General features: G+C 76.2%; 15 protein-coding genes. 3 read left to right on the top strand and 12 right to left on the bottom strand.

Going from position 1 to position 18,331, the window contains the following annotated elements; translation table 11 throughout:
• Positions 1-3: 3 nt before the first annotated feature.
• From P9841_RS16865 to P9841_RS16905, 9 genes are all read right to left on the bottom strand, one after another.
• Entirely contained in the window at positions 4-1,347 is a 1,344-nt protein-coding gene (locus P9841_RS16865) for an MFS transporter (RefSeq protein ID WP_283319740.1), read from the bottom strand.
• Positions 1,344-3,110: an allophanate hydrolase gene (gene atzF, locus P9841_RS16870; RefSeq protein ID WP_283319741.1), complete on the bottom strand. Its 1,767-nt coding sequence runs from the start codon at positions 3,108-3,110 to the stop codon at positions 1,344-1,346. The genes P9841_RS16865 and atzF overlap by 4 nt, the downstream gene beginning before the upstream one ends.
• Entirely contained in the window at positions 3,107-3,802 is a 696-nt protein-coding gene (locus P9841_RS16875; RefSeq protein ID WP_283319742.1) for an urea amidolyase associated protein UAAP2, read from the bottom strand. Before P9841_RS16875 ends, atzF begins: the two co-directional genes overlap by 4 nt.
• A 2-nt stretch (positions 3,803-3,804) precedes the next feature.
• Positions 3,805-4,638 (bottom strand): urea amidolyase associated protein UAAP1, encoded by an 834-nt coding sequence (locus P9841_RS16880; protein ID WP_283319743.1) that lies wholly within the window; start codon positions 4,636-4,638, stop codon positions 3,805-3,807.
• 11 nt (positions 4,639-4,649) lie between these two features.
• The gene (locus tag P9841_RS16885; RefSeq protein ID WP_283319744.1) at positions 4,650-5,291 is read right to left on the bottom strand and encodes a cysteine hydrolase family protein; all 642 of its coding nucleotides are present in this window, start codon (positions 5,289-5,291) and stop codon (positions 4,650-4,652) included.
• A 124-nt stretch (positions 5,292-5,415) separates the two neighbouring features.
• Positions 5,416-6,414, bottom strand: a complete 999-nt coding sequence (locus tag P9841_RS16890) for an ABC transporter permease (protein WP_283319745.1) — start codon at positions 6,412-6,414, stop codon at positions 5,416-5,418.
• A gap of 55 nt (positions 6,415-6,469) precedes the next feature.
• A complete protein-coding gene (locus tag P9841_RS16895; RefSeq protein WP_283319746.1) occupies positions 6,470-7,390 on the bottom strand; it encodes an ABC transporter permease in 921 nt (306 codons plus the stop codon).
• Entirely contained in the window at positions 7,387-9,108 is a 1,722-nt protein-coding gene (locus P9841_RS16900; RefSeq protein WP_283319747.1) for an ATP-binding cassette domain-containing protein, read from the bottom strand. The genes P9841_RS16895 and P9841_RS16900 overlap by 4 nt, the downstream gene beginning before the upstream one ends.
• A gap of 83 nt (positions 9,109-9,191) precedes the next feature.
• Positions 9,192-10,790 (bottom strand): ABC transporter substrate-binding protein, encoded by a 1,599-nt coding sequence (locus P9841_RS16905; RefSeq protein ID WP_283319748.1) that lies wholly within the window; start codon positions 10,788-10,790, stop codon positions 9,192-9,194.
• Between the two features lie 229 nt (positions 10,791-11,019).
• Here P9841_RS16905 and P9841_RS16910 point away from each other — a divergent pair, with 229 nt between their 5' ends.
• Both P9841_RS16910 and P9841_RS16915 read left to right on the top strand, forming a co-directional pair.
• Entirely contained in the window at positions 11,020-12,282 is a 1,263-nt protein-coding gene (locus tag P9841_RS16910; RefSeq protein ID WP_283319749.1) for a metal-dependent hydrolase family protein, read from the top strand.
• Positions 12,275-13,048, top strand: a complete 774-nt coding sequence (locus tag P9841_RS16915) for a TetR/AcrR family transcriptional regulator (protein ID WP_283319750.1) — start codon at positions 12,275-12,277, stop codon at positions 13,046-13,048. The genes P9841_RS16910 and P9841_RS16915 overlap by 8 nt, the downstream gene beginning before the upstream one ends.
• Before the next feature lie 60 nt (positions 13,049-13,108).
• Here the strand turns inward: P9841_RS16915 and P9841_RS16920 are convergent, their stop codons facing one another.
• The 3 genes from P9841_RS16920 to P9841_RS16930 form a co-directional block, all read right to left on the bottom strand.
• Positions 13,109-14,032, bottom strand: coding sequence for a glycine betaine ABC transporter substrate-binding protein (locus P9841_RS16920; protein ID WP_283319751.1), 924 nt, complete (start codon positions 14,030-14,032; stop codon positions 13,109-13,111).
• 89 nt (positions 14,033-14,121) lie between these two features.
• A complete protein-coding gene (locus P9841_RS16925) occupies positions 14,122-14,979 on the bottom strand; it encodes an ABC transporter permease (RefSeq protein ID WP_283321992.1) in 858 nt (285 codons plus the stop codon).
• Positions 14,980-15,017: 38 nt separating this feature from the next.
• Complete coding sequence (locus P9841_RS16930; RefSeq protein WP_283319752.1) at positions 15,018-16,352, bottom strand: quaternary amine ABC transporter ATP-binding protein; 1,335 nt, start codon at positions 16,350-16,352, stop codon at positions 15,018-15,020.
• Positions 16,353-16,937: 585 nt separating this feature from the next.
• Here P9841_RS16930 and P9841_RS16935 point away from each other — a divergent pair.
• Complete coding sequence (locus P9841_RS16935; RefSeq protein ID WP_283319753.1) at positions 16,938-18,293, top strand: sensor histidine kinase; 1,356 nt, start codon at positions 16,938-16,940, stop codon at positions 18,291-18,293.
• The last annotated feature ends 38 nt before the right edge of the window (positions 18,294-18,331 follow it).

Genomic DNA, 18,331 nt, shown 5'->3' on the forward strand with positions numbered 1-18,331 from the left:
ACGTCAGACGCGGGCGACCGCCGGGCGGCGGGAGACGAGCGCCACCAGCACGACGGCGAGGAGCATGACGCCCGCCGCCACCGCGCCCAGCAGCGCGTAGCCCGGCCCGGCGACGACCCAGCCGCCGGCGAGCGCGCCGAGCCCGGTGCCGAGCGAGATGATCGACGAGTTCAGCGCGACCACCAGCTGCCCGTGCCGGCCCGCGAGCGTCAGCAGGACGTTCTGCAGCGGCGAGTTCATCGCCCAGGCCGCGAAGCCCCACAGCGCGAACACCGCCAGGGCGGTCCACGCCGTCGCGGTGGCGGGGGTGAGCAGCAGGAGCGCCAGCGTGGAGGTGCCGAGCGCGAGGACGATGCTGCGCGCCGCGCCGAACCGGTCCGCCAGGCGCCCGCCGACGACGTTGCCCGCGACGCCCGCCACGCCGTACGCCAGCAGCACGGCGCTCAGCAGGGCGCCGGTGAGCCCCGCCAGGTCCGTGAGCAGCGGCGACGCGTAGGTCTGCACCATGAGCGCGGCGGCGGTCTCGAGCATCGACACGCCGAGCACGACGGCGACGAGGCCGGGCAGCGCGGGGCCGGCACCGGGCCGCTGGGCGTCCGGGACGGCGACGGGCCGGGCCGCACCGGGGACCGGCGGGACCGCGGCGGCCGGAGGGAGCGCGGCGCCCGGCGGCGGCGCGGGGACGGCCGCGGCGTCGTCGTCCGCCGGGCCGGGAGCGGTGGCGGGCGCGGTCCGCACCAGCAGCAGCACGCTCCCGAGGGCCACGAGCGCCAGCACCCCGACCAGCGCGTACACGCCGCGGTAGCCGAGCACCGGGCCCAGCAGGTTGCCCGCCGGGGCGCCGAGCACCGTGGCCGTCGTGAGGCCGCCGAAGACCGTGGCGACCGCGCGGCCCCGGCCCCCGGGCGGCGCGAGCCGCGCGGCGAGCACCGTGGCGGTCGGCGTGAACCCGCCGGCCGCGACGGCCGAGAGGCCCCGCAGGACGGCGACCTGGGTGTACGTGGTCGCCAGGGCGGTGCCGGCAGCGGCCAGGGCGAACAGCCCGAGCGCGACGCACATGAGCAGGCGGCGCGGGACCCGGCCGACCGCCAGCGTGAGCAGCGGGGTCGAGACCGCGTACGTGAAGCCGTAGACGCCGACGAGGGTGCCGACCTGGGTCACGGAGACGCCGAGGTCGGCGGACACGCTCGGCACCAGGCCGGCCATGACGTACGAGCCGAAGCCGATCGCGAACGTCCCGGTGGCCATCGGCCAGAGCCGGGGCGGTCGCCCCGCGGGCGCGGGCGGCGCCGTGGCGGCGTGCCCGGCGGTGCCGGACCCGGGCGCGAGCCCCGTCCCGGCGGTCACGCCGTCACCGCGTGGTCGCGCCACGAGCCCGAGGCCACCGGGGTGAGCCCGCGCACGGCCACGTCCTCCGCCAGGTAGCCGAGCACGGTGCGCCCGTCGGCCAGGTCCACCCAGCCGAGGCCCAGCGGCGGTGCGCTCTCCGCGAGCAGGTCCGCGAGCGCGGGCCGGGGCAGGCGCCAGAGCTCGCCCGTGACCTGCCCGTCCGCTCCCGGTGCGCGGACCATCCCCGGCCGGCCGAGCGGGTCGCCGAGCGCCGCCAGCCGGTAGCCCGGGGCCGTGCGGACCTCGCCGAGCGGGAGCGCGCCGTGCCGGCGGAGCCGGTCGTGCAGCGGGAGGCCGGACAGGTGGGCGCCGACGACCAGCAGGTCGACGGCCCGGTCCGCCCCGGTGGACAGCGCGGCCGCGGCGGCGGCCCCGAGACCGTCGTCGCGCCGGTCGTCCAGCACCTCCCACGCCCGCGGGCCCGCGAGCGCGAGCAGCCGCCCCGCGAGGTCCAGCGCCGCGGCGTCCGCGAACGCGCGCGTCAGCACGGTCACGCCGACGCGCTCGCCCGGGGCCCCCGCGTCGACGGGGACGGCGACGGCCGCGTAGCCGAACAGGTTGCAGAAGTTGGTGAACGTCCCCAGGCGGGAGTTCACGCCGACCGGGTCGGCGGCGACCTCGGCGAGCGTCGGGTGGTGCGTGGTGGTCGGCAGGAGCATCGCGTCGGCGTCGCCGAGGGCCGTCTCCGCGGCGCTCCGCAGCCCGGCCAGCGTGACGAGGTCGGCCGCGTACCGGTGCGCAGGCAGGTCGCGCGCCGCGCCGATGATGCGGGTGACCACGGGGTCGAGGCCCTCGGGTGCGGCGTCCACGAGCGCGCCGACGGCGGCGTACCGCTCGGCGACGAACGCGCCGTCGTACAGCAGCCGGGCGGCGGCCAGGAACGGGGTGAGGTCGACCTCGCGCAGCCGCCACCCGGCGTCCCGGAGGCGGTCGGTGGTCGCGGCGAACGCGTCCCGCCACAGCGGTGCGAGCGCGGTCAGGTCCTCGGCGCGGGGCACGGCGAGCACCGGGCGGGCGGTCGCGGCCAGCGGGGCGTCGGCCGGCACGGGCCGCGCCAGCGCGTCCACGCCGTCGGGGCCGGACATGAGCGCGACGGCCCGGGCGGCCAGCGGCAGGGAGCGCGCGAACACGCCGACGCAGTCGAGCGAGCGGCACGCCGGCAGCACCCCGGTCGTCGGGACCAGCCCGGGGGTGGGCTTCACCCCGACGACGCCCTGCAGCGCCGCCGGCACCCGGTTCGACCCGGCGGTGTCGGTGCCCAGCGCCAGGTCGACGACCCCGAGCGCGACCGCGACCGCCGACCCGGACGACGAGCCGCCGGAGACGCGGTCCGGGTGGTCGGCGGAGCGCACCGCGCCGTAGGGGCTGCGGGTGCCGACCAGACCGGTCGCGAACTGGTCGAGGTTGGTCTTGCCCAGCACCACGGCGCCCGCGTCCCGCAGCCGGGCGACGGCGGTGGCGTCGGCGTCGGGGGTCCACGCGGCGCCCGGGCAGCCCGCGGTCGTCGGCAGGCCCGCGACGTCGATGTTGTCCTTCACCGCCACGAGGCGGCCGAGCAGCGGCAGGTCCTCGCCCGCCGCCGCCCGGTCGGCCTGCGCGCGCACGTCGGCCTCCACGTCCGCCCGGGGTCGCAGGTGGATCCACACCTCGGGCCGGTCGACCTCGGCGATCCGGGCGTACGCCCGGCCCACCGCGGCCAGGCCGTCGACGGGCGTGGTCACGCGGCGCCCCCGGTGACGATCATCCGCACCGGCGTGGGGTCGAACCCGTTGCAGGGGTTGTTGACCTGCGGGCAGTTCGACACCAGCACCAGGACGTCGCGCTCGGCGCGCAGCGTCAGCGACAGGCCGGGGGAGGAGATGCCGTCGACGATGCCGAGCGCGCCGTCCGCCTCGACCGGCACGTTCATGTACCAGTTGATGTTCGACACCAGGTCGCGCTTGCCCAGGCCCCAGCGCGCGCCCTCGGCGAGGAAGTTCTCGACGCAGGCGTGCTGGTGCACGGTGTGGTGGCCGTACCGCAGGGAGTTCGACTCCTTGGAGCACGCGCCTCCGATGGTGTCGTGGCGCCCGACCTCGTCGTGCACCAGCGTCATCAGCGGGTCCCCGGTGCCGGCGCGCAGCACCGACCCGGCGACCAGGTACACGTTGCGCTGCGCGGCGACGGTGTCGGACGCCGAGTACCGCACGGAGGTGTCGTGGGCGTCGTACAGCAGGCAGTCGACGGCCTGGTTGCCCTCGAGGTCGACGATCGTCAGCTCCTGGCCGGCGCGGACGACCGCGGACCAGGGGGAGCGCCGGGGCACGACCTGGTCGAGGACGACGGTGGCGCCGGCGAGCCGGGCGGGCAGGGCGTCGGCCGACGGGGCCGGGGACGTCGGGGCGGTGGCGGTCCGGGCGGTGGTCTCGGTCATGGTCACAGTCCCCTCGCGCGGGCGTGGTCGATGGTGTTGGCGTAGGCGCGCGCCGCCTCCGGCGTCGCGGTGGCCTCGGGTGCGTCGAGGTCCGCGGGGGTCCCGCGCCAGGCGCGCACGCGCAGCGGCGTCGAGACGTACTCGGGCCGCGGGTCGACCGGGTGCGGGACGTTCGCCAGCAGCACCGCGCAGGGCAGCTCCAGGCGCAGCCGCACCCGGGCGCCGGCGCCGGCCGACCCGGTGAACGCCGTGGTGCCGTCCCCGGCGATCCGCACGCCCTGGAAGAACGACAGGCTCGGCGGCACGTCGCGGGCGTCCAGGCCGTTCTTCAGAGCGGCGAGCAGCAGCAGCTCCCGCCCGGCGGGCGTGCCGCCCTGGGGGGACCCGTCGCCGTACCGGGCCTCGTTCGCGGCCCGCGAGGACGTGCCGCAGAACGTGTCGTGCCGGCCCGAGGTGTCCTCGACGACGGTCGCGAGCACCCGGCCCCGGTCGGACAGCAGCATCGACCCGGCGCCCAGGTACGCCTGCCACTGGATCTTGACGGTGTCGGCCACGTTGAGCCGCTCGTCGGGCTGCCCGGCGTGGACGAGGACGAGGTGCGCGCAGGCGTCGCCCTCGAGGTCGGTCAGCTCCAGCACGGAGCCGCGCGCGAGCACGACGGTCGTGTAGTTCCCCCCGGCGACGGTCTCGGCGTGCAGCCGGTCCGCCGGGGCCACGTCGGCCGGCCAGTGGTCCGCGGTGGCGGCCGGGACGGTCGGCATGGTCTCGACCACGGTGCCGCCCTGGGCGCGCGCGTGGTCGCGGGCGCCGGTGGGCGAGGCGGTGGAGATGGTCATCGGGTCCTCCCTCAGACGGCCTGGGCGGTGGTGGCCAGCGCGCGCTGCACCTCGGGGTTCGGGGTGGCGGTGGCCAGCCACTCCTGGACCTCCTCGGCGGTGACGAGGGCGTCGCGCTGCAGGTAGTGGATCGCGTTCAGCGCGGCGTCGTGCGCCTCCTGCGTGGAGCCGCCGACGGCGTCGGTGACGACGCGGACGCGGTAGTCGTGCTGGTGGGCGTCGACCGCCGTGTAGTGGATGCAGACGTCGGTCAGGCCGCCGATGAGGATGACCGTGTCCGCCCGGTACGCCTTGAGCACGATCTCGAGCTCCGTGCCGAAGAACGCGGAGTAGCGGCGCTTGCGGATGAGGAACTCGTCGGGCCGGGGGTCCAGGCCCTGCGCGAGCTCCGTCTCCGGCCAGCCCTCGACGCAGTGCGGCCCCTCGGCGCCGTCGAGCTCGCGCCCGATGTCGATGAGGGAGGGCTTGTGGACCTCCTGGATCCACACCACCGGGACGCCCTGCTCGCGGCAGGTCGCGATCATCTTCCGCACGCGCGGCGCCCGCTCGGTGCGTCCCGGCATGTAGGGGATCTCGGTGCGGGACTCGGCGCGCTCGACGTCGCCGCCCTGGATGTCGACGACGATGAGCACGGCGTTGCCGGTGACGTTCATGGTGGTTCCTTCCGGTGGTGCACGGGGGCCGAGCTCGGCAGTGCGAGCCCGGCAGGTCCAGGTGCCGACCTCGGCAGCGGACTGCCGAGCTCGGCGGATGGGGGTGGGCGGGGGTGGGCGGGGGTCAGGTGAGGGCGATGCGGCGGTCGGCGGCGGCCTGCAGGCAGTCGACGACGGTGTTGAGCAGGACGTAGACGACGCCCAGCACCAGGGCCACGCCGGCGATCGCCGGGAAGTCGGAGGCGGCGACGGACTTGTCGAGGTAGGACCCGACGCCGGGCCAGTCGAAGATCTTCTCGACCACCACGAGCCCGGCCAGGAGCATCCCCGCCTGGATGCCGACCATCGACAGCGTCGGTCCGAGGGAGTTGCGGACGGCGTGCCGCACGAGGATCTGCCGCTCGCTCATGCCGGCCGCGCGGGCCGTGCGGGCGTGGTCGGCGGCCATGTTCGCCTTGAGCCCGTCCACCAGGACCCGGCCGATGGCCACGGCGGGGGAGATCGCGGCGCACAGGGCCGGCAGCGCGAGGTGCGCCACCGCGTCGCCGGCGACGTCGAACCGCCCGTGGAGCAGGCCGTCGAGCACGAGGAACCCCGTGGGGCCGGCGGGGGCGTCGCGCAGGCCGGTGCGACCGCCGGACGGCGCCCAGCCCAGCTGCGCGTAGAACACCAGCAGCGCGACCATGCCCAGCAGGAACGTCGGGGCGGCGGCGCCGCTGAGCAGCACGACCCGCACGATGCCGGCGCCGCGCCACGCGAGGGTCGTCAGCGCGGCGAACGCCACGCCCAGCACCAGCGCGATCGCCAGCACCCACGCGGCGAGCTCCAGGCTGGCGGGGAGCACCTGCGCGAGGTTCTCGGCCACCGGGGTGCGGCTGCGCAGCGAGTTCTGGAGGTCCCCGTGCAGCACGCCGCCGAGGTACGTGAGGTAGCGCTGCGCGAGCGGCTCGTCGAGGCCGAGGCGCTCCCGGGCGGCGGCGACCGCGTCCGCGGAGGCGTTCGCTCCCACGTACGCCTTGGCGGGGTCGACGCCGCTGACCTCCTGGAGGCCGAACAGCGCCATGGTGAGCGCCAGCAGCACGCCGAGCGTGGCGGCGAGCCGCTTGACCAGGAACATCACCATGCCGGGGCCTCCTTCGCGGGCGGGGTGGGGGACGGGGGGAGGGCGGGCGCGGGCATCAGCGGCCCCGCATGAGGTCGCGGACCCCGTCGCCGGCGAGGTTCGCCGCGAGCGCGATCACCAGCACCGCCAGGCCGGGGAAGATCGGCACCCACCACGCCTGCAGCAGGTACGCCATGCCCTGGGCGGCCATCGCGCCGAGCTCCGGGGCCGGCGCCGGCGAGGACAGGCCGATGAACGACAGCCCCGACAGCGCGACCACGAGCCCGCCCACGTCGAGGCTCGCGGCCACGACGATCGTCGAGCGGACCCCCGGCAGCAGGTGGCGCGTGACCCGGGCGCCCCACGGGGTGCCCGCGAGCCGGGCGGCCTCGAGGTGCGGGCGGGCGGCCCACGCGCGGACCTCGCCGCGGACGAGCCGCGCGTACAGGGGCCACCACACCACGGCGACGCCGATCAGCGCGGAGGTGAACGAGGCCCCCAGCGCCGCGGCGACCGCCATCGCGATGACCAGGCCCGGCAGCGCCAGGAACAGGTCGGTGGTCCGCATGAGCAGGGTGTCCACCCAGCCCGGCAGCGCCCCGGCGAGCAGGCCCACCAGCCCGCCGACGAGGACCCCCGAGGCGATGACGACCGCGGCGGCCAGCAGGCTGGACCGCATCCCGTAGAGCAGGCGGGACAGGATGTCGTAGCCGAGCGCGTCGGTCCCGAGCAGGTGGTCGGGGCTCAGCGGCGGCAGGAACGCCTCGCCGCTGCGCAGCACGGGGGAGTGGGGCGCCAGCACGGGGGCCGCCGCGGCGGCCGCGACGATCAGCAGCAGGACGACGATCGCGGCCAGGTCGACGCCGAAGGCGCGGTGCCGGACCGCGGTGACCCGGGCCCAGCGGCGGGCGGCACGGCCCGTGGGACCGGCGGGGCCCGTGGGGCCAGCAGTGCCCGGGGTGCCGGTCGGGGTGACGGCGAGGTCGGCGGTGGTCATCGGCTGGCTCCCGTGGTGGAGGGGACGCGGTCGCGGCGGTGCTGCGGGCCGGGGATCGCGCCCAGCAGCGTGCGGGTGTACCCGTCGCGGGGGCGCTCGCAGACGTCGTCGGTGGGGCCGACCTCGACGATGCGTCCCTCGCGCATGACGGCGATCCGGTCGGCGACGATCCGCGCGGCGGCGAGGTCGTGCGTGACGAACAGCACCGACATCCCGAGCTCGCGGCGCAGCCGCCCGATGAGGTCGAGGACGGTCGCGGCGAGCGAGACGTCGAGGGCGCTGGTCGGCTCGTCGCACAGCAGCACGGTCGGCGGCACGATGACGGCCCGGGCGAGCGCGACGCGCTGGCGCTGGCCGCCGGAGAGCTGGTCGCCGCGGGCGCGGGCCGCCTCGGGCGGCAGGCCGACGGTGCGCAGGGCGTCGAGCACGCGGTCCTGGCGGGCGGCGCGCGACATGCCCGTGACGTGGGACCGCAGGCGCTCGTCCAGCATGGTCCCGACGCGCAGCCACGGGGTGAGCGAGGCGCCGGCGTCCTGGAACACCATCTGCGGCCCGGCGCCGTCGGCCAGCGCGACCTCGCCCGAGGTCGTGGTCTCCAGCCCGGCCACCACGCGCAGCAGCGTCGACTTGCCGCAGCCCGACTCGCCGACGAGCGCGACGGCCTCGCCGGCGCGCACCTCCAGGTCGACGCCGCGCAGGGCGGGCAGCTCGCGGCGGCGCCACGGCGGTCCGCTGCGGAAGACCCGGTGCACGTCCCGGACGGTCACCGCGGCGGTCTCGCGCAGCACCACGGGCGGCCAGACCGCGGGGAGCTCCGGGGCCGGCGCGCCCGGCGCGAGGTCCAGCACGCCGTCGGCGCCGACCGCGGGGTCCTCGCCCGGGGCGTCCGGTCGCGGCGCGGTCGCGGCGCGGGCCGCCGTGAGCGGGCGGTCGCGCGGGGTCCGCAGGTCGATGCGGGACCGCAGCAGCTCCCGGGTGTACGGGTGCGCGGGGCGGTCGAACACCTCGTCCACGCCCGCCGACTCGACGATCCGGCCCTGCTGCATGACCGCGATCCGGTCGCACACCTGCGCGGCGACGCCGAGGTCGTGCGTCACGAACACGATCGAGCAGCCGATGTCGTCGCGCAGCGTCAGCAGCAGCTCGAGGATCTGCGCCTGCACGGTCACGTCCAGCGCGGTGGTCGGCTCGTCGGCGAGGATGAGCGAGGGGCGGCGGGCGACGGCGAGCGCGATCATGACCCGCTGCCGCAGGCCGCCCGAGAGCTGGTGCGGGTAGGCCTTGAGGCGGTCCGCCGCGCGCGGGATGCCGACGTCCTCGAGCAGCGACAGCGCGTGGGCGCGGTCGCGGGTGACCTCGCCGAGCTGGCGGCCGATGGTCATGGTCGGGTCGAGCGACGTCATCGGGTCCTGGAAGACGGCGCCGACGTGCGCCCGCCGGGCGGCGCGGCGCTCCGCCTGCGGGGCGCGCACCATGTCGACCCCCGCCAGGTGGACCTCGCCGGCCAGGACCGGGCGGGCCGAGGCCGGCAGCAGGCCCATCACCGACAGGCCCAGGATGCTCTTGCCCGACCCGGACCCGCCGACGAGACCGACGACCTCGCCGCGCTCGACGGTCAGGTCGACGCCGCGCACGGCGTGCACCTGCTCGCCGTCGCGCGTGAGGCGGACGTCGAGGCCGGTGACGCGCAGCACCGGGGCGGTGGCGGTGGCGGTCATGGGGTTCCCTCCACGGGGTCGGGGGACGGGTGCGGGGCCCGGGCGGGGCGGGTGGCCGCCCCGCCCGGGGTGGTGCTCGGGGGTCAGGACCGCCCGAGGGCCGCGAAGTGCAGCACGTTGTACTCGAGGACGTTCTGCGCCTCCTGCGTGCCGGTGACGTCCGGCGTGGTGAGCAGGGTGGTGTTCAGCGAGCCGATCGAGTACCAGTACCGGGTCTCGTTGATCGCCGCGGCGACCGGGGCGTAGGCGGAGACGTCCGTGTCGGCGCGCGCCGCGTCGAGCAGGTCGCCCAGGCCCGGCACCTCGGCGCCGAACAGGTCCAGGCCGCCGGACGGGGTGTAGATGATGCCCGCCCACGCGTCCGGGTGGCCGGCGTCGGGGAACACCGAGAACACCGCGAGGTCGGGTCCGTCGGCGCCCTCGTCCGCGATGCCGTAGATGGTGCCGGCGGAGTACGCGACCGCCTCCGCCGGGATGCCGGCGGTGCTCAGCCGCGAGCCGAGCTCCTCGGCGACGGCCTTGCCGTCCGCGCTCGAGCCGGCGTACGCGATCCGCACGGTGCCGGACGCGGGGGTGCCGAGCGAGTCCCAGGCCTGCGCGTCGTACGCGATGCCCTGGTCGTCGATGCCGGCGTCCACCATGCCCTGCGGGAAGAGCTGGTCGGTCGGCACCTCCAGGCTGCCCATGGCCTCGGCGACGACCGACTCCTTGTCGATGCCGGCGAACAGCGCCTCGCGTGCGGCGGCGTCCGGCAGCCAGGAGGAGCCCGGGTTGACGTAGACCATCTGCGTCGTGAAGTTCGGGAACGTGGAGGTGGTGACCTCGTCGCTGTCCGCGAACGACTCGAAGGACGTCTTGTTGAGGTTGCCGAGGATCGCGTCGATCTCCCCGCGCTCGAGCTGGAGCTGCGCGGCGGACGCGTTCTCGGCGACCTGGATCTCCACGGACGGGATCGCCGGGGCGTCGCCCCAGTAGCCGTCGTACGCCGTCAGCTCGTAGCGCTCGCCGGTCTCGACCGCCGTCAGCTCGTACGGGCCGGTGCCGGCGTCGTGCGTCGTGAGGTAGGTCTGCGCCGCGTCGTCGCCCGCCTGCTCCTCGAGCACGGTGGGGCTGATGAGCTTCACGCCGAACGGCGAGGCGAGGTAGTCGAGGAACGCGGCGTTGGGCGCGGCGAGGGTCACGACGGCGGTGAGGTCGTCCGGGGTCTCGACCGAGACCACGTCGCCGACCATGTACGCCGGGCCGGCGTCGACGGTGGTGCGCCGCTCGAACGAGGCCGCCACCGCCTCGGACGTCAGCGCGGTGCCGTCGTGGAACGTGACGTCCGGGCGCAGCGTGAAGGTGTAGGTCAGGCCGTCGTCGGAGACGGTCCACTCCTCGGCGAGCTCCGGGACGATCGTCGGCTCCTCGACGCCGTCGGCGTACGCGACGAGCCCCTCGTACGTGTTCTCGATGATGTTGAGGCCGGGGCCGTCGTAGTTGACGTCGGGGTCCGGCGGGGTGGTGTACCCGGTGAGCATGACGGCGGTGAAGGTGTCGTCGCCCGCGGCGGTGCTGCCGCCGACCGTGCCGCTCTGGCCGCAGGCGGTCAGGGCGAGCACGCCCGCGAGGGCGGCGCCGGCCGCGGCGGCGGTGCGGGGGGCGCGGCGGTGCCGCGCGGGCTGACGGGTGCTCGGGCTCATGCTCGGTGCCTCTCGGTCAGGGGTGCGCAGCGGCGGGGGACGGGGCCGCGACGCCGAGGGGGTGGGGTGCAGGGGGGTGCGGTCCGTGGCCGGTGCCGCGGGGGTGGTGCGTCCGACGCGATTTCCTGTCGGTGATCGGAAAAGTAGCCGCGGGGCGTTGCGCCCGGGTTGCCGCATGTTGCGCGCACGTAAAATCTGTCGGTGACAGGTAATGGGTTAGCCTGACGCGGTGACCGACCTCCTGCTCCGCGACGTGCGCCTGCTCGACGGCACCGGCGCCCCGCCCGCGCCGGGCACCGACGTGCTCGTCTCCGACGGCCTGGTGGCCGCGGTCGGTCCCACGGGCACCGTGGTCCGACCGGCCGACCCCGACCCCGGCGCGCTCCGGGTGGTCGACGCGGCGGGCCGCACCCTGCTCCCCGGGTTCCTCGACTGCCACGTGCACGTGAGCTCGCTGCCCGGCGCCGACGCCCTCGCGACGGTCCTCGCGCCCGAGTCGCTGCTCACCCTGCGCGCGGTCCCGCACCTGTCGGCGACGCTCGACGCCGGCGTGACGACCGCGCGCGACCTCGCCGGTGCCGACTCCGGCTTCCGCGAGGCGGTCGAGCAGGGCCTCGTGCGCGGGCCCCGGCTGCAGGTGGCGATCCGCATCCTGTCGGTCACCGGCGGCCACGGGGACTGGCGCACGGTCGACGGCGTCGCCCTCGACACGGGCCCGGGTGCCGGAGCCGTCGCGGACTCGCCGGCCGAGTTCGTGCGGGCCGTGCGCGAGGTGATCCGGCAGGGCGCCGACTGGGTCAAGGTCGCGGCCACCGGCGGCACCGGCAGCCCCCGCAGCACGCCCGAGTCCGGCGGGCTGTCCGAAGCGGAGCTCCGGGCGGTCGTCGAGGAGGCCGCGCGGCACGGGGGCGTGGGGGTCGCCGCCCACGCCCAGGGCGCCGCCGGCATCGCCGCGGCCGTCCGAGCGGGGGTGCGCAGCATCGAGCACGGCTACCTGGTGGACGACGCCACGATCGACCTCATGGGGGAGCGCGGCACCTGGCTGGTCCCGACGCTCGCGACCCTGACCCGCCCCGTCGCGGCCGGCGCGCCGCCCTGGGTCGAGGCCAAGCGCCGCGCGCTGCGCGAGCAGGCCGGCGAGCGGCTGCACGCCGCGCTCACCGCGGGCATCCCCGTCGCGCTCGGCACCGACGCCGGCGTCGTCGCCCACGGGAGCAACCTCGCGGAGCTCGCGCTGCTGGTGGAGCACGGCCTGTCGCCCGCCGCGGCGCTCGTGGCCGGGACGTCCGGGGCCGCCCGGATGCTCGGCGTGGACGACCAGGTGGGCACCGTCGCCCCCGGCCGGCGCGCCGACCTCGTGCTGACCGACGTCGACCCGCTGACCAGCATCGCGGCGCTCGCGGACCCGCGGCGGGTGCGCCTCGTGGTGCAGGATGGGCGGGTCGTGAAGGACACGCTCGCCGACGCCGAGAGGACGCCCGCCCGTGCCTGACCAGGCGTCGACCGACCTGACCGGTCCGGGGTCCCCGTCCGCGCCGGCGCCGCCCGCGCCGCCGCGCCGCCGGGGCCGCCCCCGCTCCGCCCCCCGCAAGGACAGCGCGCTCAGCACGCGGGACGAGATCCTCGCGGCCGCCGCCTCCCTGTTCGGCTCCCAGGGCTACACGGAGACGACGACCCGGCAGATCGCGGACGCCGTCGGCATCAAGCAGGCGTCCCTGTACTACCACTTCGCGGACAAGAGCCAGATCCTGCGCTCGCTGCTCAAGGGCACGGTCGCGCCGTCCGTGCAGCTCGCCGAGTGGCTGCGCACCGCCGGCCCGGACGGTGGCGCGCCCGACCCGACGGCGGCGCTGGCGGCCCTGGCCCGGTACGACCTCGACGGCCTGCTGCGCGACCGGTGGAACCTGCACGTCGTCTACCGGCTGCTCGACATCGCCGAGACCGAGTTCGCCGAGACCCGCGAGAGCCAGGTCGCCCTGCGGCGGCACTACCGCGAGCTGTGCGCCGCCGTGCTCGCGTCGCAGGGCGTCGACACCGCGGCGCTCGCGGACGCCGACCTGGAGCTCGCGTTCGGGCTCGTCGAGGGGATCATCTCCCAGCGGCAGTGGGGCGACGACGGCACCCGCGCCGCCTACGCCGACGCCGTCGTGCGGGGCTGCCTGCGCCTCGCGCACGTCCCCGAGGGGGACGTCGCCGCCGCGGTGCGGGCCGGCGAGGCCCTCGTCGCCCGGTTCCGCGCCGAGGTGCCGCAGGCCTGAGCACGACGGAGCCCCCCGCGCCGCACCGGCACGGGGGGCTCCGTCGCGGGAGCGGTCGGCTCAGACGCCGGCCGCCTCCTTGAGGTCCGTCACGAAGTCCGGGTTGTCCTCGAGCCACTGCGCCGCGGACGCCGCCGGGTCGCTGCCGCCGTCCTCGTTGAACATGAGGTTCTCGAGCGAGAACAGCTGCTCGTCGGTCAGCGTGAACGCCTCGATCAGCTTGGTCAGCGTCGGGTAGTCCTCCGAGAAGCCGGTCCGGCCCACGGTGTGGATCTCCTCGGCGTCGCCCAGCGCGCCCTCCGGGTCCTCCAGGTCGCGGATCGGGTAGGCGTCGTACGCCCAGTGCGGCCGCCACAGCGTCACCGCGATGTCGTCGCCCGCCTCGGTGGCGCCCTTGAGCTCGGCGAGCATCGCCGGCGTCGAGGACACCACGAACTCCATGTCCTCCAGGCCGTAGGTCGGGATGACCTCGTCCTGGGTGATGCGGGTCAGGCCGGCGCCCGACTCGATGCCGACGATCCGGTTGCCGACGACGTCGGCGTCCGCCGCCAGCTCGTCGAGCGACGTGATCGGGGAGTCCTCGTTCACCGCGATGGTGAGGCGGGCGTCGTCGTACCAGACGCCGAGCTGCTCCAGGTCGTCGCCGTACTTCTCGAGGTAGTCGGCGTGCGTGGTCGGCAGCCACATGTCGAAGTTGACGTCGAAGTCGCCGCCGGCCATGCCGGTGTAGACGACGCCGGCGTCGGCCTCCTGGGACTCGACGGTGTAGCCGTCCTCCTCGAGCATCGTCTGGAACAGGGCGGACACGGCGATGCCCTCGTCCCAGCCGGAGTGGACGCCGATCGAGACCTCGGGCAGGTCGCCGTTCTCCAGCCGGTTCTCGTCGTCCGAGGAGCCCGAGCCGTCGGAGGCGCAGGCGGTCAGCGCGAGGCCGAGCGCGAGCGCGGACGCGGCGAGGACGGGACGACGGGTGCGGGTGCGCATGGGGTCCTTTCGTGGGTGCGCGGCACGGTACCGGCACCCGGTCGGGGTGGGGAAGGGTGCGGGGCGGGGGCCCCGCGGGTGAAGGTGCGTCAGGCGCGTGCGGCGGCGGCGACGGCGCGCGCCGTGCGCGACCGGGTGCCGAGCGCCGAGGTGACGCGGTCCAGGAAGATCGCGAGGATCACGACCGACAGGCCGGCCTCGAAGCCGAGCGAGACGTTCACGCGCTGCAGCGCCTGCACGACGTCGCGGCCGAGGCCGGGTGCACCGGCCATGCCGGAGATGACGACCATCGACAGCGCCAGCATGATCACCTGGTTGACGCCGGCCATGATGGTCGGCATCGCCAGCGGGAGCTGGATCTGCCGGAGGATGCGGCCCTCGGTGGACCCGAAGGCGTGCCCGGCCTCGACGACCTCGCGGTCGACCTGCCGCAGGCCGAGCTCGGTGAACCGGACGCCCGGCGCCATCGCGAAGATCACGGTGGCGACGATGCCCGGGACGACCCCGACGCGGAAGATGACGACCGTCGGGATCAGGTACACGAACGCCGGCATGGTCTGCATGAAGTCGAGCACCGGCCGCACCGTGCGCGAGACCCGGTCGTCGCGCGCCGCCCAGATGCCGAGCGGCACGGCGATCACCAGCGCGACCGCGGAGGCCAGCAGCACCAGGGCGAGCGTGTCCATGGCGTTGCCCCACTGGTCGACGCCCGCCACGACGACGAGGCCGACCAGGGTGCCGACGGCGAGCTTCCAGCCCTTCGCGAACAGCGCCACCAGGGCGAGCGCCACCGCGACGAACCAGAACGGCGGGCCGCTCAGGGCGGTGTCGAGGCCGTCGTAGGCGCCCTCGAACACCGTCTTGACCGCGTCGAACACCGGGTCGAACGTCGTGGTCACCCAGTCGATGGCGCCCTCGACGGCCTCGCCGAGCGGCAGGCGCGGCATGCCGGTGCCCGTGGCGTCCAGGGCGAGGGTCGCGGCGCTCACGCGGTCACCTCCTCGTCGTGCCGCCCCGCGGAGGGGGCCGCGGTGGTGGCGTCCGCCGGGGTCGGGTCGGCGGGGACGCCGGTACCGGCGGGGGCGCCGGTACTGGCCGGGGTCGAGCGCTGGTCGGCCGTCGGCGTGCCCCGGGGCGGGGTGCCGGTGTCCGCCGGGACCATCGCCTCCAGCAGGGTCGCCCGGGGGATCACGCCGACCAGGCGGCCCTTGTCGTCCGTGACCGGCACCGGCAGCGGCGACTCGGCCGCGGGCGCGAACACCTCGGCCAGCGGCGTGTCGACCGACACCGACGTGAGGCTGGTGTCGACCAGGCCGTCCAGGGTCTCGCGGCCGGCGCGGGTCGCCTCGACCGCGTCGGCGTCGCGCACGATGCCGTGCAGCACCCGCGAGCGGTCCACCACGTAGGCGGCGGCGACCTGCGCGTCGCGCATCGTCCGCAGCGCGAGGCGGGGCCCGCCGGCGGCGAAGGCCACGGCGGCAGGGCGGCGCATCACGGAGGAGGCGGTCAGCACCCGGGTGCGGTCCACGTCGGCGATGAACTGCGCCACGTAGTCGTCCGCCGGCGCGGACAGGATCTGCTCGCTCGTGCCGACCTGCACCACCCGGCCGTCGCGCATCATCGCGATGCGGTCGCCCAGGTACATGGCCTCGTTGAGGTCGTGGGTGATGAACACGATCGTCTTGCCGAGCGACTGCTGCAGCTCCAGGAGCTGGTCCTGCATCTCGCGGCGGATCAGCGGGTCCAAGGCGGAGAACGCCTCGTCCATCAGCAGCACGTCGGTGTCGGCGGCCAGCGCGCGGGCCAGGCCGACCCGCTGCCGCATGCCGCCGGACAGCTCGTGGGGGAGCGCGTCGCCCCACTGGTCCAGGCCGACCATCGCGAGCGCCTCGTCGGCGCGGGTGCGGCTCTCGTCCCGGTCCACGCCCTGCAGCGCGAGCGGGTAGGCGGCGTTGTCGCGCACGGTGCGGTGCGGCAGCAGCGCGAAGTGCTGGAACACCATGCTCACCTTGCGCTGCCGGATGCTGCGGAGCTGGGCCGGGCTGACGGCACCCAGGTCGTCGTCGTCCAGCAGCACGCGGCCCGCCGTGGGCGTGAGCAGCCCGTTCAGCATGCGGATCAGCGTCGACTTGCCGGAGCCCGACAGGCCCATGACGACGAACGTCTCGCCGGCCCGGATCTCCAGGTCGGCGTCGATCACCGCCGCCGTGCCCCAGGGGCGCACGTCGTCGCGGGACGCGCCGTCCCGGAGCCGCTTCACGGCCTCGCCGGGTCGTCGCCCGAACACCTTGTACACGCCCTCGACGCGCAGTCCGGTCACACATCCACCTCGTCTCTCATGACGCGCTCCCCGCCGCGGCGGGCCTCGTGAGCCCGGGCGGGCACGCTCCGGGGGCGGAGCGGGCACGTCGGCGGCCGGTGGCCGCGCGGGTCCCCGGCGGATGCGGGTCTGCGCGGCGGCGGGCGCTCCACGGGCCCCGCTGCGGCGGCCCGGTGAGGGGCGCTGCGGGGACCCCGGCGAGGGCGTCACGCACCGACCGATCGTCGATCTGGTCGTGCTCCACCGTGCCCCATGTCGGCGACGGAGTCGAGGCGAGAACGTGCTGATCCGGTGGATCCTGGGACGACCTGGGTCTTGCCCATGCCCTCTGACCTGCGACTTTACCGAATCTTGGATCGTTATCGGTTTGTGACCTGCGGGCGGTGGCCCGGTGCGCCCGCGCCCCGGCCGGGGGACAGCCCCCGGGTGGACCGGCGGGCGCACCGGGTGCCGCGCCGGAGGGTCGGCGCGGGACGATGGGGTCGTCGTCGACGGCGCCCGCCACCCGGCCCGCGCTGCCCCGCCGGCACCTGTCCCGTCGCTGTCCCGCCCCGCCCGTCCCGCACACGAGGAGCACCCGCCCCGATGTCCACCAGCCAGCCGGCCGCCCCGGTCTCCCGCACCGCCGAGCTCGCCCGGGGCGCGCTCTGGCGCCCGGGGGTGATGACCCGGACGTGGCGCGAGATGGGCTACCTGTGCCTGGCGCTGCTGCTCGCGCCGTTCGCGTTCGCGCACGCCGTGCTCGCCGTCGTGCTCCCGCCGTCGCTCGCGGTCACCGTGCTCGGGCTGTTCCTCGCCGGCTGGGTCGTCGTCGCAGGCCGGGCGTGGGGCGGGCTCTACCGGGGGATGGCGCGGGGGATGCTGCGCGTGGCGGTGGCGCCGCCGCTGCCCCGCCGGCGGGTGCGGGGCTTCTGGCGCCGCGTCGGCGCGCTGCTCGGCGACGGGGCGGGCTGGCGCGCGCTGGCCTTCGGCGCCCTGTCGCTCCCGCTCGCCATCGTCTCGTTCACCGTCTCCGTGGCGTTCCTCGCAGTCGCTCTCGGCGGCACCACGCACTGGTTCTGGTACCGCTGGCTCCCCGCCCAGGAGGGCCCCGACGGCCGGATGCACCGCGGAGCCCAGCTGGCCGACGGCTACTTCGTCGACACCCCGCTGCGGCAGTGGATCCTCATCGCGATCGGGCTCGTGGCGCTGCTGGTGTGGCACCGGATGACGCTGGCGTTCGGGCACCTGTTCCGGCTGCTCAGCGCCGCGCTGCTCGGGCCGAGCGCGGCGAGCCTCCGGGTGCGGTTCCTCGAGCAGAGCCGCGGGACCGCCGTGACCGACGCCGACGCCCGGCTGCGCCGCATCGAGCGGGACCTGCACGACGGCACCCAGGCGCGGCTCGTCGCGGTCGCCATGCAGATCGGCGACGCCCGCGAGCGGCTGGCGGGCGCCGGTGCGGACGCCGCCGGCGCCGAGGCGCTCGAGCTGCTCGACGACGCGCACGGCGCCCTCAAGGACACGCTCGTCGAGCTGCGCGACATCGCCCGCGGCATCCACCCGCCGGCGCTCGACGACGGGCTCGCGGTGGCGCTGGCGACGCTCGCCTCCCGGTGCCCGGTGCCCGTCGCGGTCGAGGTCGACCTGCCGGGCCGCCCCGCGCCGGAGGTCGAGACCATCGCGTACTTCGCCGTCGCGGAGCTGCTGACGAACGTCGTGCGGCACTCCGGCGCCACCGCCGCCGCCGTCCGCGCCGACGTCGTCGACGGGGTGCTGCGGGTGCGCGTCCGCGACGACGGCCGGGGCGGGGCGCGGCTCGCGCTGCCGGGTGCGTCCGGCGGGTCCGGGCTCGCCGGGCTGTCCGACCGGGTCGCGACCGTGGACGGCTCGCTCGACGTCGACAGCCCGGCGGGCGGGCCTACGGTGGTCACCGTGCACCTGCCGCTGAGCGTGACCCGATGACGGCCCACGTGATCGCCCCGCCGCGGGGCGGGGGACGG

Source organism: Cellulomonas sp. ES6, from assembly GCF_030053835.1.
Lineage (GTDB): Bacteria > Actinomycetota > Actinomycetes > Actinomycetales > Cellulomonadaceae > Cellulomonas.